This is a genomic window from Limnobacter alexandrii, assembly GCF_005871185.1.
Classification (GTDB): Bacteria; Pseudomonadota; Gammaproteobacteria; order Burkholderiales; family Burkholderiaceae_B; genus Limnobacter; species Limnobacter alexandrii.
Window position 1 is genome coordinate 43,412 of the sequence record NZ_SWKN01000006.1, and the last position, 17,189, is coordinate 60,600.

At 53.6% G+C, this 17,189-nt stretch carries 11 protein-coding genes; 1 reads left to right on the top strand and 10 read right to left on the bottom strand.

Translation table 11 applies throughout. The annotated features are described in order from the left end of the window. Positions 1 to 41: 41 nt before the first annotated feature. The 10 genes from FCS97_RS00450 to FCS97_RS00495 all read right to left on the bottom strand — a co-directional run bounded on the left by FCS97_RS00450 (position 42) and on the right by FCS97_RS00495 (position 16,567). The gene (locus tag FCS97_RS00450) at positions 42 to 7,433 is read right to left on the bottom strand and encodes a tail fiber domain-containing protein (RefSeq protein ID WP_138515595.1); all 7,392 of its coding nucleotides are present in this window, start codon (positions 7,431 to 7,433) and stop codon (positions 42 to 44) included. A gap of 8 nt (positions 7,434 to 7,441) precedes the next feature. Next, positions 7,442 to 8,005, bottom strand: coding sequence for a hypothetical protein (locus FCS97_RS00455; RefSeq protein ID WP_138515597.1), 564 nt, complete (start codon positions 8,003 to 8,005; stop codon positions 7,442 to 7,444). Between the two features lie 118 nt (positions 8,006 to 8,123). After that, positions 8,124 to 8,807: a hypothetical protein gene (locus tag FCS97_RS00460; RefSeq protein WP_138515599.1), complete on the bottom strand. Its 684-nt coding sequence runs from the start codon at positions 8,805 to 8,807 to the stop codon at positions 8,124 to 8,126. 39 nt (positions 8,808 to 8,846) lie between these two features. After that, positions 8,847 to 9,731 (bottom strand): peptidylprolyl isomerase, encoded by an 885-nt coding sequence (locus FCS97_RS00465; protein ID WP_138515601.1) that lies wholly within the window; start codon positions 9,729 to 9,731, stop codon positions 8,847 to 8,849. Then, the gene (locus FCS97_RS00470; RefSeq protein WP_138515603.1) at positions 9,724 to 10,209 is read right to left on the bottom strand and encodes a hypothetical protein; all 486 of its coding nucleotides are present in this window, start codon (positions 10,207 to 10,209) and stop codon (positions 9,724 to 9,726) included. The genes FCS97_RS00465 and FCS97_RS00470 overlap by 8 nt, the downstream gene beginning before the upstream one ends. Continuing rightward, positions 10,206 to 11,075 carry a hypothetical protein gene (locus FCS97_RS00475; RefSeq protein WP_138515605.1) on the bottom strand — a complete coding sequence of 290 codons (870 nt, stop codon included), beginning with the start codon at positions 11,073 to 11,075 and terminating at the stop codon, positions 10,206 to 10,208. The genes FCS97_RS00470 and FCS97_RS00475 overlap by 4 nt, the downstream gene beginning before the upstream one ends. Positions 11,076 to 11,078: 3 nt before the next feature. Next, positions 11,079 to 12,329 carry a type II secretion system F family protein gene (locus FCS97_RS00480; RefSeq protein ID WP_138515607.1) on the bottom strand — a complete coding sequence of 417 codons (1,251 nt, stop codon included), beginning with the start codon at positions 12,327 to 12,329 and terminating at the stop codon, positions 11,079 to 11,081. Positions 12,330 to 12,331: 2 nt separating this feature from the next. Next, positions 12,332 to 14,032, bottom strand: coding sequence for a GspE/PulE family protein (locus FCS97_RS00485; RefSeq protein WP_171035102.1), 1,701 nt, complete (start codon positions 14,030 to 14,032; stop codon positions 12,332 to 12,334). Positions 14,033 to 14,044: 12 nt separating this feature from the next. Then, the gene (locus FCS97_RS16590) at positions 14,045 to 14,935 is read right to left on the bottom strand and encodes a hypothetical protein (protein WP_212746415.1); all 891 of its coding nucleotides are present in this window, start codon (positions 14,933 to 14,935) and stop codon (positions 14,045 to 14,047) included. 6 nt (positions 14,936 to 14,941) lie between these two features. Continuing rightward, the gene (locus tag FCS97_RS00495) at positions 14,942 to 16,567 is read right to left on the bottom strand and encodes a type II secretion system protein GspD (protein WP_212746416.1); all 1,626 of its coding nucleotides are present in this window, start codon (positions 16,565 to 16,567) and stop codon (positions 14,942 to 14,944) included. A gap of 139 nt (positions 16,568 to 16,706) precedes the next feature. On the opposite strand from FCS97_RS00495, the gene FCS97_RS00500 reads away from it, so the two are divergent. Next, positions 16,707 to 17,177, top strand: coding sequence for a DsrE family protein (locus FCS97_RS00500; RefSeq protein WP_138515613.1), 471 nt, complete (start codon positions 16,707 to 16,709; stop codon positions 17,175 to 17,177). Positions 17,178 to 17,189 lie beyond the last annotated feature (12 nt).

A 17,189-nucleotide genomic window follows, 5' to 3' on the forward strand; every position in this document is an offset into this window, starting at 1 on the left:
AGCTTATTCCAATACGCAACACACGCATTCACCCAGGGCGGTTAACCCATTTTGATCCAGCTGGCCTTGATGGATTTTCCCGCCGCAATGACTTTGACCTGGTTACCCTCTGCATACAATTCAATGCCCTCGCTGCTGACCGATACCACCTTGGCTTGCCCCGCGTTCACAATCACCGTGGCTGTGGCGTAGCTGCCGTCCAATGCGCTTGTGCTGACTGTGTAGTGTCCATCGGATTTGGCGGCGAACAACACTGCGGGCAAACCAACGCCCGCATACACCTGGGTTGATCCAGTGTTGACCTGTTCAGCCTGAACCGTGTTGGCCACCGCCGAGTTGGCTCGCAGGTTATTCACTTCCAGTTCGGCAATCCGGGCCATTTCTGCTTCCAGACGTTGGGCATACAGCGAATTGGCTCGCACTTGCTGTGCAGAGAAATTGCTCGCTTTCAATTCGGCTGCATGAACCGTGATTGACTTGCCATCCTCGGAAGCCGTGAAATTATTGGCCCAACGTTCATTCATCATGTTGATGAGATCCGTGTTGTTTTTCACACGGCCATCGAGGGAAAACAAGGCGTCATCCAGGCGTTCAATGGCAGCTTTGTTGGTTTGAATGGCCACTGCATTTTCTGCAATTTTCTGAATGTTCAAATCAATCGCACTTTGCATGCCGTCCATGCGTTTTACTGCATCGGTCTTCCAGCCTTCCAGGGAAGTAATGCGTGTGTCGTGCTCGGTGATTCGTTCATCCAGTGCCGTAATTTGTTTACCCTGTGCTTGCACTGTTTTGTCCAGCGCCTTGACCTGAGTACTGAGTTGCCCTACGCCCATGGCTGCCATCGCACCCAATGCGCTGTAATCCACCGACATCATGCCATCAGCTCGAGTGGCCACAGCCTCGGGGAACAGGGTCTGAATTTCTTGCGCAATCACACCGATGCGACGACCCAATTCCGGATTGGCCATGTACTGGTAACTGTAGGTTTGTAACTGCTCAAGGCGACTTAATACGGAAACGGAATCCTGTACCTGGATATTTGTTTTCAGGCGTCGATCCGAACTGGTGTTAAACGCTGTGGCTTGAACATAGCCAGTGGCGATCACGTCACCGTTGCCCGCCACACGGAATACAGGAGTGAATGAGCCGTCCGCTTCAAGACGCCCCACCTGTAACTCATCGGTAGTGGCTGAGCCAAAAGTGTTGTTGTTATCGCCAATTCCAACCCGTAACAAAGACTGATCCGCGGCACTGTTGACTCGATACAGCCCCAATGTGTCAGTGCCTTCCTGATTTTCGCCAAACCGCAGCAATTGACTTGATGAAACCTGTGCGCTGCTAACATACAGACTCTGCATATCAACCCGCCCCGCAAACACCGCCGACTGATCTGGCTTCAATGTGAGCACCGTGTTGTAGGTTTGATCACCCACACCACCAGAACTGCCCTGCCCCACACGGAACTCCAGTCCGTCTTCTGCACCTCCGGCATCAATTCGCGTTGAGCGTGCTCCGGGGCGAATACGCAAGTGATCCCAGGCTAAGTCATCCACTGACGACATCACTCGCAAATCACGCAGCTGGGTGTAGTTCGCTGCATTACCCGTGTTCAGGAAAACATTGCCGGTTGCACCAAGCCCGCCAGTCACTTGCAGTTTGTTGGCGGTGCCGTTGTCGCCAGTTGCACCGATCACCACATTGTCGGAGGTACGCCCCAACACCACTGTGTTGGAGGTGGTAACTGATGCACTGTCACCAAGTACTGTGGCATTGCTCAAACCGTTGGCCACGGTGGCAAAATTACCAATCGCAATGTTGTTGCTGCCTGTGCTTGCACCATTCGCAACCAGGTCACCGATAAAAATGTTGCGATCACCCGAGGTCAACGTGTTGCCAGACCGGTGACCAATCGCAATGTTGCTGCTGCCCCCAGAAAGCGATGGCATTGCATAATGTCCCAGGGCCGTGTTCGAGCCACCAGTGGTCAGGTTGTTAAGCGCCGTGTTACCCACTGCCACGTTGTAAGAACCCTGGAAATTTGACAGCGCGTTGGAGCCAATCGCCACACTCTCCGAACCCGTTGCATTGGATGCTGCGTATTGACCCATCACCGTCACCAACTGACTGGTCACCATCGCAGAGCCCGCCCCCTGACCCACTACCGTGTTGCCGGATGCTGTGGTGCTGCTAGTCAGCGCACCGTCGCCGATGGCCACATTGCCACTGCCTGTGGTGTTGTAATACAGCGCATATGATCCCACTGCCGTGTTGTTGTTGCCTGTGGTGTTGGAATACAAGGCATCAATGCCGAAAGCCGAGTTGTACGAACCGGTGGTATTGAGTTGCATGCTGGAACCACCAACAGCAGTGTTAAAAGTACCGGTGGTGTTGAATTGCATACTGGATGGACCAACCGCCACGTTGTGTCCACCTGTGGTGTTGAACGACAATGCACTGGCACCCACAGCAGTGTTGCGAACACCCGTCGTGTTATCGCGCAAGCTTGATCGACCAACGGCAGTATTGTCAAAACCCTCTGTATTAGAACGCATGGACAGATTACCCACTGCAGTATTGCTGTAACCAGTTGTGTTGCTGAGCAAACTTGCATATCCAACTGCCACGTTGCGTACGCCGGTCGTATTGGAATACATGGCCTGAGAACCTACAGCCGTGTTGTAATAACCCGAAGTGTTGCTGTACAAACTCTGGTAACCGATTGCGGTGTTTTCATCGCCATAATCATTGCTGAACAAAGCCTGATAGCCCACGCCGGTATTCCAGGAGCCTGACTCATCGCCATAGCCCAGTGTGTTCATTTGCCCCAACACACCGTCACCGATCGCCACATTGCCCGCACTTTTGCGGCTGGACAAAGCGCCCTGGCCCAAGCCAAGATTGGGCTCCGAATAAAAGGCTGAACCCGTGTCACTGGCATACCGAAAGGCCAGTTGTGCCGGCACACCCAGTACACTGATCGAGCCCAGATCTACATTGCCCGAAAAGCCTGCATTGCCGGTGACTTGCAAACGGTTTCCACTGCCATCATCGCTTGTGGAACCAATCACTGTGGTATCAGTAGTACGACCCAACACGACGGTGTTTGAGCTCGACACCAGTGCATCCGCACCAATTGCAGTTGCAAAATTTTGCTGCGTAGTGTCTGCCAAACCAGAGTTGGTACCGAGGAATGTATTGCTGTTGCCAGTAGTCAAATTCACACCACTGGACCTGCCCAAAACCACATTTCTTGATCCACTGGTTTGGGACACAGCAGCGTCTGTACCGATGGCTGTGTTGTCGTCTCCACTAATCAAATTGCGGAGTGCAGAGTTGCCCAACGCACTATTTCGAGAACCAGTCGCATTGTTTAGAGAATAAGCACCAAATGCAGAGTTCGCTGAACCAGAAACTAGGTTTCTTAATGCACTGGCGCCGACGGAAGTATTGTTGACACCCAATGCACCGCGTTGCGCTTGAGCATATCGACCGATTGCAACGTTATCATCACCGCCCGCAGTCATTGATGCCGCAAACGTTCCGATTGACATGTTCAATCCATCGCTCGATTCGATCACGCCCAAAAGATCGCTTTGGGCAAAAGTAACATTACCGGTGCGGCCATTGAATTGGGTCACGCCAGTGTTGGTGATGGTGATAGACCCGGCACCGTTTGTCACCGAAACACCAGCACCCGCTGTCAAGGTATTTAAGGTATATCCAGAGCCGTTGCCAATCAGCAGGGCACCGTTGGCCGCTGCGGAACCGTCAACACCAGTACCTCCACGAGCCACCGCCAAAATACCTGTTGCAATGTTGTCCGCATTCAGGTCGGTCAGACCCGAGCCATTGCCAGCAAAACCCGTGGCTGTGAATGTTCCGCCAATGGTCAATGCGCCGGTAACGCCCACATCGCCAGTCACCTGCAGAATCTTGTTTTGCAAAATGCCGCTCGTGGCTTTGCCTGTGGAACCAATCACCGTAGTGTCTGTGGTGCGGCCCAGTACCAGGGTGTTACTGGTGCTCACCGAGGCGTCTGAGCCTATCGCAGTCGCGTACGAAAGATTGTCTAGGGTGGGGTGAGCATACGAGCCCAAGTAGGTGTTATTACTCCCGTAACGTTGGCGAGCAGCATAATCATTCCCGCGCTGAGAACCCGCGTAAAAACCGAGTGCTGTGTTCTCGTTGCCTGTGTAATTTGAGCTCATGGCACGCCCACCAATACCCGTGTTGCCAAGGCCATCCGTAGAGTACAAGGCCGAAGTGCCTACAGCCGTGTTTAAATCGCCACTGATCAGGCAATTCAAGGTTTCATAACCTAAGGCGATGTTACCGAAGCCGGTTTCGTTACAATTTTGAGCGCCGTTGCCTATGCCGATATTTTTGAACCCAGAGATGTTCCCAGGCATCACATAGTCGCCAATCGCAATATTGTAGTAACCGCTTTCTGGATTGTTCAGTGAGTTTTGACCAATCAGCACATTCGATACGCTATTGGTAAAAATCAATCGCCCTGTACTCAGGTTGCCTACAATATTTGCGTCTTGCGCAGCCAAGGAACCGTTTAGCACCATGCCGCTGAAGGTAGGCGCACTGGTGGTTGCAATACTTTGCGGCAAGCCTAAGGTTATGCTACCCGACCCGTTGGTCACGTTGATTTGATCGGCCACACCCTGAATATTGGCCAAGGTATATCCAGAGCCGTTGCCAATCAGCAGAGTACCATTGGCCGCTGCGGAACCGTCAACACCAGTACCCCCACGAGCCACCGCCAAAATACCTGTTGCAATGTTGTCCGCATTCAGGTCGGTCAGACCCGAGCCATTGCCAGCAAAACCCGTGGCTGTGAATGTTCCGCCAATGGTCAATGCGCCGGTAACGCCCACATCGCCAGTCACCTGCAGAATCTTGTTTTGCAAAATGCCGCTCGTGGCTTTGCCTGTGGAACCAATCACCGTAGTGTCTGTAGTGCGACCCAGCACCAGGGTGTTGGATGTACCCACCAATGCACCCGAACCGATGGCTGTTGCAAAATTAAGCGGAGTGGCCACACTGGGTAAAGCATAAGAGCCCAGAAAGGTGTTGTTGCTGCCAGTGGTGTTTGCATTCGCAGTATTCGCCACTGAGTTTGCATACCCTGCATCGTCGCCCAATGCCACGTTGTAGGAGCCTGTGGTGTTGCCGCGCAAGGCGCTTTGACCGATCACCACATTTCGAAGGCCCGTTGTGTTGGCGCGAAGGGAGTAATGACCCATGGCCACATTCCTTTCCCCTGTGGTGTTGGAATTCAAAGCCTCCATACCCACGGCTGTGTTGGCGAAACCTGTTGTGTTGGCGCCCAAAACAGAACGGCCAATGGCAACGTTTTCGTTACCCGTGGTGTTGGAAAACATGGCATACGTACCCATGGCCACGTTGAACGAACCGGTGCTGTTGGAATACAGCGCATCCGCTCCCACTACTGTGTTGTGGGTACCCGTGGTGTTGAAACGCATGGCAGCATTACCAAACGCCGCGTTGCCCGAACCTGTGGTGTTGTTACGCATGGTATCAACACCAAACGCCGAGTTGGAAATACCTGTGGTGTTGGAACGCAAAGTATTTACACCAAACGCCGAATTGAAATTACCTGTGGTGTTGGCGTTCAAGGCAAAAGGGCCGACGGCAGTGTTGGCGGAACCGGTTGTGGTGGCACCCAAAGCAGCTAGGCCGATGGCCGTGTTTTGGGCACCCGTGGTATTGGAATTCAGCGCAAATGTACCCACGGCAATGTTCCAGAAACCTGTTGTGTTGGCGCCCAAAGTAGAAGGGCCGACAGCAACGTTATCGCTACCTGTGGTGTTGGAAAACATGGAATATGGACCAAACGCTAAGTTGTTGGAACCTGTGGTGTTGGAACGTAAGGCATCACGACCAAACGCCGAGTTGTTTGAACCTGTAGTGTTGAACCGCAGGCTGGAATAACCAACAGCAGTATTGTCGAAACCGGTTGTATTGTTTTGCAAAACACTGGAACCCACAGCAACATTGCTATAGCCCGTAGTATTTGCCGACAATGCGTTGTTACCCACCACCGTATTTCCACCGCTACCGCTTTGCACACCCGGCATGGCGTTGACGCCAATAATGGTGTTGATGTTTGCAACCCCAGCGGATGTTCCAACATCCATTCGGGACGCTGCAACAGCGCCACTGAATGTGGCACTGGTACCATTTAAGCCACCATTCAATACAAGCCCACCAAATGTGGGCGTGCTGGTGGTGGCAATGTCTTGCGGCAGGCTAAGCACCACATCGCCATTTGCAGCACTGGCTGTGATCTGATTGCTTGTGCCCGCAATACTCAGTACTCCGGTGTTGGAAATGGTAATACTACCTGCGCCATTCAATATGCCAATGCCGTCGCCCGCAGTGATGCTGCCCAACGCATATCCAGCGCCAGTTCCAATCAGCAGGCTGCCAGCAGCAGCCGCGCTGCCATCTACACCGGTACCCCCAAATGCTGCACCCAGCACACCGCTGGAAATATTGCTGGCATTCAGGTCGGTTAACCCTGCACCGTTGCCCACGAAGCTGTTGGCGGTGACGCTGCTGGAGAATGTTGCGGTGCTACCCGCCAGTGCACCGCTAATGGTTGCACTGGCCGCCTGAAAATCTGCAACAGTGACTTTGCCCGTGGTGTATGCAATGGCACCAACCCCATTGCTTGCCGAGTCGTCGCTGAACCGGCTGCCGTCTACAGGTTGCCATGCCCCCCCCACGTAGCTATATAGCCTGTTGTTCTCCAGCACAAGTCGGATATCGCCCTCTTCCGCAGGCATACCGGCCAGGTCGGCGTAGGTACCCACTGCACTTCTGAATTGCCTGGATGAAGTTTGTGAAGGCGCGGTCACTTGTACATAATCGTCGCCCAACCCGGTTCTTGTGCTGAGAATGTGGGCGCAAGAGGTTTCCATGCTGCCATTCAAGCCGGGTGATACCACGGCGTACACCAAAGGGCTGGGGATACCAAGACCGGCGAGAAAACTGGCGTTGGACGCAGACGAACTGTTGTCCCAAGCGCAATAACCCAGTGGGCGACCCGCACCATCGCGTTGTGGCAAGTTGGCTGATGATGGTACTGAACCCATGTCCACTGGGTAGCCACTGGGAGCCCCGCCCATGCCAACGGCGCGCAGCACTCCATTGACCTCCTGTACGCTGCCTTGCATACCCTGACTGACCTGGGCCACTGTGTTTTTAAGCGTAAATTGGCGAATCAACTGGGTGGCGGTAAAAGCTGCCGCAGAGTCGCCAGAGCGACCCACGGCAGGTGACACCACCGCTGCGCCCAGACTGAGGGCCACCAGATAGGGCAGCGCCTTTTTTACCGCCAGCACCAACGTTTTGGGCTTGAAATCTGCAGCGTTGAGTGGGGTACAGTGTTTTTTCATAAAAACCTCTAGTTCAATACCGCAAAAACCAAATCATCGCCATCGGCGGTCACCGAGTCTTCAAACTGTCGAAGCAAACGCGCACGCGTGGCCGCTGCCCCACCATTGACACGAGGCTCAAGCCGAAGCCGTATACCTCCGGCGGCCGTGTGCTCATAAACCCATTCGTTAAAATCCGGCGGGCTGACAGGCATGGGAATACCATCGGGCATCAACCCCAAGGCCAATGGGCCGCCTGGAGTTGGACAAGTCACTGCGGAAATTGCGGCCCGATTGCCTGCCCCGGAGGGTGCAGGGTAAGCATGCCGTGCATTGAATTGCCCATGGTCACCATCCGGATACACCGCGGCACACAACATGATTTTTCCTTTGATCACTTCCAACTGAACAGACACCTCGTCCACGTTGTTCTGCACTGCCTTGCCTTGTTCGGTGCTGGTGTTCAGACGTGCATAAGCTGCGCCCACAATCGCCAGCAATCCGATGCCGTACAAAATGTAGGAAGCGATAAATCCGCTTTGTAGTCGAGAACCTTTGAACTTCACAATAAACACCACCTCGAATGACTGCACAGACTTGTGTGCATACCGGGTTAACGGGTGGTTTGTCGTGACCAAACATCCCTTGCTTTGGTGAGACCGCGCATAAAAAAAGCCCGCTGGTTCGCGGGCTTTTTACACTGGATGAACTTCAGTTTTCCTGAACCACTTTGAAATAAACGTGCTTGTTGTCACTGGTGGCGACGCAACCCTCGGGCCATCCTGCCACGCCAGCCAAGCCAGAGATACCGCCATCAGTGGTACCGGTGGTCCACACCGACAACGCCGTTCCCGCTGCAGGAATGGTGTCACTGCCATACAGCAGGGTGTTTACCCGACCGCACACATCTGCACGCAAACCCGGGAGAATCACCATGGGATCTTCATCACCAGTGGCCAATGCGTTGCCCGCTGTTACTTTGTTGATGTACCAGTGACCCGCCGAGGCCGCTGTTGGGGGTTTGATGGTGGTGTCCTCGCCGGCTGCAAACGCGGTGGTTGGCATGATTTGAGGTGATGCGTAACGAGCCACTGGATCAAACAAACCCTGATCGGTGGTGTTTGAAAAATCAAGTGTTGAAGTAACCGCAGACGAACCGAAATCACTGGCGTACCGAGCCACGCCATCGCGCAGGTCACTGGCCTGTTTCAGAATGACAGATGCATTCACCTTGGCTTGTTCCACATCGGTTTGAGAGGTGGGACTGCGGTTAGCCAATGCGAAACCACCCAACACAGCGGTCATTAATGCAATACCGAACAACAGGGCTGCTTGAATGAAACCCGACTGCTTTCGCTGACGCAGGCCTGGGGCGGAATATAAAATCGACTTCATGATGTTCTCCTGAATTACCTAATGTTCAAACCATGTTCATCAACCCAATTCCACTTTGGCTTGCCTGCGGGCTTGCTCAAGTTCGGCATTGAATTTTTCCAAAGCAAGGGCTTGAACGATGTCTTGCTTCAATTCCTCGACAGTGGGTTTTTTCAGTTGCTTCATGTCTTCTACTTTCAGAATCAAAAGACCATTGCGCAACTGAAGCACCTCACTGAACTCTCCTTTTTTCATTTTCGAAACCACACGGCCCAGGTTGTAAGGCAAGGCCTGTGCAACGGCATAGCCGTCACCCTGCTCCACCAGGGGTTTTAACTGGTCGAGCGCCTCTTTCTCGCCCTTTTTCAACTTGGCCAGCGTGTCCTGCACATCGTTGGGGTCAGTGCTCAGGTAATAGCTGATCTTCCACTGCTGGAAATTCTGGTCCAACACATTGGCGTCGTAGTAAGCCTTTACCTGTTCATCGGTGACCGCCTTGCGCAATTCATCCATGCGTTTGGTGGTGTACAGCGTTGACAGCACCTCACGCTCTGCAGCGCGCAAGGCCGCCTTGGCCTCCTCCACATACAGCTCGCGGCCACGCTCAGCGGCCACCACCTTGTTGATGTAGCGGTCAACCACAATTGCTCGATCCACTCCGGATTGCAGCATGCCGCCCAACTCCATTTCCGTAATACTCACCCCATTGATGGTTGCCACCTCGCGATCGGGCGAACCATTCGAGTCGCCTGCCGCAAAGGCGCTGGCCACAGGAGAAACACCCGAACTCGAAGGCCCTTGAAAGGCAGTCCATCCCGCCCAGGACACCAAACCCACCAGCCCCACCGCTGCCAAGCCCAGTGCAAGCGTCTGCTTTGCAAAAGGTGTGCTCATCGAGCCAGTGTGGCTGTCCGAAGTTTCTTCATGTTGATTCAATTCATTCATCACCTTGCCCCCTCAATTTAACCTCAACTTTCTCAGTCATCCCTTTCACAGTGGCCAACGACGCAGACCCTGTGCAACCCGCCAAACAGATTTCATCTGCATGCCACACCACATCCTTTGATACCCCCTGAATGCTGTTCAGCACATACATGAACTCGGCATACTTCGACGGGTCAGCAATTTCAATTCGAATGCTGTCCCGGTTTGCAACCACTCGAACATCGGGACTGAGTCGACCCAGCACTCGCGCGTAATCCTCATAAACCGCTTTGCCAACAGGCACTTTTTTCAAACTGAATTCGGGCAGCTCCTGACTCTTCTTTTCCGTCCCGGTGGCTTGCAAAAGATCATTGACCGAGAACACCGCCAGGACCAGCATGACCACGGCACACATCATGGCAAACATAGGGGCCAAACCCATCAAACGGGATGCCTCGGTGATCCACACTGCACTGTTGTTTTTCAGATCCAGTTTCACTTGAGCGACTCCTTCTTGCCTTGTTTACGTACAGTCAGCAAACCTTCCATATCCCTGAGATCGGTGACCACATCTCGCCCAAGCGAATCGAGATAATCCTGACTCACCCAACTGGGTAGAACCAATTCAAAGGACTCATCGTTCTCGCCTTTCATTTGGTATTTTTCGATCCATCCACCCGAGCGCACCACCGTGGCCGATACTTTTTGTATCCTCGAAATTTGCCGCGCCAAAGGCTGCTGCACACTGAGCTTGACCAACGTGGCGTTCAAGTCATTCTCCACAGCGCGCGCATTCAAACCTTTGGCACTTTGACTGTTGGTGTAGGCACTGGCTGCCTGTGCACCCAAAAACACCAGCGATGCGGAGATGAGTACGCCCATGGAACCTTTCATGAGCATGGCACTGACACGTTCGGTGATCCCCTGAATCGCCTGAGGGATGCTGCTCAGTGGCTTTCCTCCCTTGTGCTCGATTTCTACCACCTGCAAATCAAGACCAATCAGAAAATCCTTGAGCACTTCGGCGTCGTTGCACAACAGACGCAAGCTACCGCCCTCAATGATGAGTGCGGCGGCATAATCGGTGCCATTCAACAGATAGATTGCATCGCCCACATGCAAGGGCCCGCCAGGCAGTACATCCACAAAGGGCAGGCTGAAACCTGGTGCCGAACTGAGACAGGCGCTTTCTATGGCGAAGTAGTACACATGCCCGGCCCGCTCAATGTAATAAGTGTGCAAACGGTGTGTACCCAAAATCGCATAGGCCTGGTTCATGACCACCTTCTGCGCACTACCACCCCCGACTGGCAAACGACCGGCGATCAGATTGGAATAAATGTTTTTCAGATTGATGGATTCCATGTTTTACGCTCCCGACAACACCACTTCGTTTTGCAGGTACACCACCGCCAGACTGAACAGCACCGCGATTCCTGAATAGGCCAGAGAGGCCACAAAAGCGATCACTGCAAAACGCCTCGCTGCACTGTTGGCCTTGTCATCTCTGGTTTGGGAAATGGAGGCCAAACACTCGGCCAATTGAGCCTGGTCTTTGTGTGCGCGAATCAACAGCCTTTCACTGCTGTCGAGTAAAGGATGGTTGAACGCCACAGCGGGCTGTTCGCCGATCTCGCTGCGATCCGTGATGGTTTGCCAGAACAGTGACACAGTGGGTGTGATGGTGCCCTTGCGGGCAATCTGGACCGCGTTGAGGAACGCCACTCCGCCTGTGAGCAGTGAACCCAGCACACGGGTGGTCGCAGCCACGCCCGAGCAAATGAGCAACTCACCGATCACAGGTACCTTTTCCAGCATGCCAAATGCCTGCGTGCGAGTTTTTTGATCGGGCGACAGCACCAGCATGGTGAAGTAAAGCAGCACCAGAAAAAAGACAAAGGAGAATGCGAGCAAACCATTGTTAACCCACTCAGCCAGTGCCAGGGAACTTTGGTACTGGGCCACTTTTGCCGGGTCTTCACTCACCAGCGGCGTGGTTTTCAACTGTTCAATCAGGCCAAACCGCATGCCCACCACCGTGGACACCGCCATGATCAAATCAAGCGCTGTCCAGGTGACAGCACCAAACATCAGCTTCAATGTTGCAGAACCCTTTTCGTAAAAGCTCACCGCAGTTTCGAGCGCTTCGCTCAATTGGCCCGCTGCCTCACCGGCACTCAACACCGCCAGGGTGGAGTCATCGAACCAATTCAGCAACTCAACCGCAGCAACAAATCCAAATCCCTGACGCAAGGCATTCAAAGCCTGGTTAAGCGCCAAACGCGGCTCCCCAAGCTCACCAAGAATCACTTGCTCAAGGGCTTTCTCGGGAGACAAACCGGAGCGCACATTGAAGGCCAGCGCCTGCAAAAATTTCTGTTTGTAACTGCGGCTCACCTTGGAACCCAACAGGCGGGAGAGGCGACTTTTTGCTTTCAGCTCAAACACCTCCAGCACAACACCACCACGGTCGATGACCTGCTGGATCGCTTCACGTTTTCGGGATGCCGTGATCACCAGTTGATGCCGAAAGTACCCACTCAGTCTTTCATCGGGACGGGCTGTGGCATCCAGCATTTGGGGGGCAAGGTACTCCACGCGGAAGTTGGAAATCGACATGCTCAGTCTCCAGTGACGCCGAGCGCCTGAAGCACACTGGGCCAATCAACGAGCCCCTGATCCATCAGGGTTTGCAAGGTTTGAAGCCTGCTGGTGTACTCCACGCCGTTTTCTGTGTGCAAATCCACTGGCAATTCCAGATTGTGGTTCTTGAAGGCCTTGACGAAACGGCCCCGCATGCCTTCGTCAGCCGGAACATGCAAAGTTTCATGCGCAGCAACCCGGCCTGAATAACCCAGACCTGCGCAGCGGGTACAACCCACCTTGTGTCGCAGGCCTTCCCGCGGCTGAATCAACCCACCAGTCAAGCGCAATGCCTGCGCCTGGACGCCTTCAATCAAGTCAGCGGTCAAGGGGCGTGCGCATGAGCACAGCCTACGAACCAAACGTTGGTGAATCACAACCCTGAGAAAATGGGCAAGCAGAAATTCGGAATCGGCCCGATGGGCAGGATCAATCATGGAGAGAAAACGCTCACTGACCTGCAACACGCTGTTGGCGTGAATGGTGGAAATCACCAGATGACCGCTTTCTGCAAATGCAAGGGCAGCTCGGGCGGAATCGGCATCACGAACCTCACCAAAAATCAGAATGTCTGGATCCTGACGAAGAATCGAGCGCTCAAGTTCAATTGCTTTTTGCTTGATCAGGGCCTGAAGCTGGATCTGCTTTGCAAAAGGCAAAATGTATTCCACCGGATCTTCTACCGTGATGACATTCATGGCGTCACGACGAAAGCCACACGCCATGGTGTATTGAGTGGTGCTTTTGCCTGAACCTGTGGCGCCTGAAATAAATACGAGGCCTCCGGTTTTGCCGGTTTGATTGGTAATGCTCCGGATCAGCGACGTCATTCTGGGCTGACCGGGGAACAATGCATTCAAACTGGGCAACAGGGAGGCATCAAGCGCACGCAACACGACCGATTCGCCATCCACCAATGGCTGAGTGGAAATGCGAAAGTCCACAACCCGCCCATCGTGCTCCACGGTAAGCCGGCCGTCCTGCGCAGTTCGACTGTTTGAGGCATCCATGCCTGCTTCAATCTTGATTCGCGCAACCAGGGACTGCATCAGGAGTTCAGGAAGCAGATGGGTTTGCCGCATGACGGAATCAACCCGGTATGCGATCCATGCATCGGGATCGGTTTTTCTGCTCAGATGAATGTCGCTGGCACGAAGTGACAAGGCCTCTTTCAACACGGCGTACACCAGACTTCGCAAACGCCCCGCCTCCAGGCCCTCGTGACGAAGAACCGTAATCAAACCATTCACTGAACCAGACTGCTCGATCCGCATCAATTGATCGCAAACCTCCTGTCGACTGGCGGGCAGAAATTTCAATGCGGAAACCGGTGCGCGCAGAATCTGACGTATGCGCTCTTGCTGGGCAGGCTTTAACGGCTGGGCACAGCGCAGTGTCAACACTCCTTTGGAAAACTCGGTTGGCACGCACACAAAACGCCGGCAAAACTCCAGGGGCAAAATGGTTTGCAAGGTGAAATGATCACCAATGACGTTGGAGTCCTCCTCCGTGCTCTTGTCCGACAAATCGTCCAGATTCAGGAATCGGGACCGCAAGGCCAGATTCCCCATTTCCGCTGCGCGACCCTCGCTGCGCAAATGGCTGTGTTGTTGGCGCAGCAAATTAAGCTGATGATCATCCAGCCCGGCCTGCATCAAATCGGCTTCAAGTGCTTTCATCGCATTCATTCCTCAGTTGGGGAAACCCGTGCCGAAACCAGGCTGGTTGTTAAACCCGGAATTTCCGCCAAAGCCTCCGCCCAATCCGCCCCCACCGAAGCCTGAACCGAAGTTTCCTCCGGGCTGTCCACCCAAAGTACCGGATGGAGAAAAAGTTTGAGTGCGTAACACAGGCACCAGGTGTTTGAACTGCTCAGTCTCAACTTTCAGCAACTGCGAGTCGCTGGGCACCAAGGGAACGCCACCCGCACTGGATTCCAGCGCACCAAAAAATACATTTACCCACACACCGCCGTCACTCAACCAATCCACGGTAATGTCCTGTCCTTCCACCTTGGCACGCAGAAGATAGCCACTGACATTTTCTGTTTTGCCCACTCGCAATCTCAAAGCGGCCGACGAGCGCGAGACAATCCGTGGGGCTGTGGCCACGGACGATGCCCCTTCACCGCCGCGAGCGGCTGAGTTGGCACTGGTCTGTGAAACCTGGACTGACTGTGCAGAAAGCACTTCATTGTCAACCCGTCGCATCACGATCGCACCCTGAAAATGTGCGGTTACCTGCATGTTGGCGAACAGGTTCACCAAGGGAACCGGCAACACCGGAGAATTCAAGGCCTGCTGGCGTATGTTCAAATCTTCCTGCGTAATTCGACGCTCAGCCTGCCTGCGCAACTCCGCAGTATCGCCGGTTGCAGAGGCCTCGGTTTGCTGCCGGGTGCTTGCTGCGGAATTGGCCTCGGTCGAGGTTGCACCCGCAGGCGTACCCTGCATCAAGGCAGGACGAATCAAAGGGTTGGCAATACTTTGCTGAGCCCACGCATTTGCACCGCAGGCAAACAGTGCGATGGCCACAACACCCCAGCGAACGGGATTGATAACGAACAATCGATTAATCAGCATGGATGGCTACTCCTGATACGGTGTCAGCTTGGAGATCATCTGTACTGGCGCGGGCAACACGGCCAAGCTGGTAGACAGACGCAATGGGCGATCAACTCCCATGGCCGCCACAGGCTCCACACCCACAACCGGCTTGGGTTCAATGCGACGTTTGATGGGTGCCGGAGACTCTTGGCTGCTGTTGGTATTTGTTGGGGCTACAGCTGGCTCGTCGACCTTGGCCACTTCCCCGAACAACAACAGGCGCGGTCGAATCGTCACCACCAGTTCAGTTTGCTTGGTACTCTCGGTACGGCTGCGTGTACCCAAGCCACTTTGAAAATCATCTTGAGCTCTCGACACGGTGATACCACCCAGCAAAATGGTGTCTCCCGGTCGACATCGAACCTGGGTTTTCAACTCACGGTCTGCCACTTCGGGCAAATTCAAATCAACACCGAGAGCAGTGAATCTTCTTAACGCCAGCAGCTCGGTAATCGAAATATTGATACGTGTGTAGATCGTAGAGTCGTGCGCCTCGCCCGTAAGCGACACTTCAAGACCTGTACGCAAGTTTTGCGTGTCAGCAGTGGATTGCGCGACACCATTCACAATTTGCGACCCAACGCGCGACACGAATGTGGTGGATTGGCCCACACGAATATTGCCATTCGTGCCATTCATTAATCCAATTTTTGGCTGACTTAAAGTTTTGACATCACCCTGCGATTTCAAAAAATCTATCAAAAAATTGGTGGAAAAATTTTCACCAAAAATGAGTGTTTCGATTCCAGACGCGGTGCGAGTCAACTGGGTAATCCGGTCAGCAGTACTGGAGGTTCCCGCAAGCGCCGAATCAGGTGCGGCGTTAATTCCGTTTCCGGTTTTATACAATTCCCACCGAACGCCCATATTGCTGTTGTCATTCAGATCAACCTGCAACACATTCATGTCGTACACAATCAGGGATCGTGTGGCCCGTGCCCGCTCCAGATAATTCTGAATGTCATTCAAGGCACGACGGTTTGCGCGAAACACCAGGGACCTGTTGATGCGGTCAAGGTACACGTCTCGCGCCCCCAGATACTGCATGGTGTTGGTAATGCCAGCCATGCTGTCCTCATTCAGCACAGGCGGCATGGTCACAACAAACTGTTGCTCGGGCATGATCCTCAGCACACCCGAATCGGTCACTGTCCAGAAAAACCCCATGATCTCGCCCAACTTGTTCATCACTTGTGGCAAAGTGCCGCTCAAGTTGTTTAGCGTGACCACCCCGTATCGGGACGCTGCATCCGCCCCACCCTCAAAACTCAATGGCATGTTGGTGCTTGCAAAAATAATTTGCAGCACATCAAACAAACCGCGCTCCGTCACCGACAAATTATCCACACTGCGATCTGGCAATTCACCCTCGGAAATCCGGGGGCGCACCCAGAAAGTGTCAGAAGGCAAACGCTCAATTGGCAAAGTCACCTGGGGGGCCACCTGATTGGCGCCCGTAATTTCCGGTGCTTTCAACTTGGCCCGAAATTCGTCTTCCTGCTCAAACGGCCTGAGTGATGAGCAAGCCACGACACTAAAGGCGACAGCCGCGTAAACACCAATTTTGCTCACTGCCAAAGCGGTGTTTAATACGGTGTTGTGTTTCATGATGTTGCTCATCCATTCCAATTCGGTACAGTTCAGTATCCGGACGGAGGATGGGTTAAACATCCCTCTAAGGAGTCACCTCACCGACCCCACCTTTCCGTGGGATAAGGCAGGGTTAACCGACACTCAAGGAGCAAAAATGACTTGGCTTTTGATCAGAAATACTCTGGCAGCATTTGCCGCAGGCTTGTTGTTCTCGGGCCCCTTGCATGCGCAAGAATCGGCACCCGTAAAACGGATGAACACGCAGGACATTACTTCGAAGGTGGTTTATCACATTGATGGCGCAGAGCAACCATTGAAGGCCCTTCGCAACATTCGCAACCACCTGGATGTGTCACCGAAAACCACCATCATCGTAGTAACCCATGCCAATGGTGTGGACTTTTTGCTTGAAGGCGCCAAACACGCGGAAACGGGCACTCAATACGCCCCGCTGGTGAGCGCACTCACTGCTCGCGGCGTGGTGTTTGAAATTTGTGAAATCACCCTGAAAAACCGAAAGTTGAACAAAGACCAATTTGTACTGGATGCCACATTCACGCCATCTGGCGTGGTGCGCGTGGCCGACCTGCAAACCCAACAGGGCTTTGCCTACATCAAACCTTAATTAGCGCACACC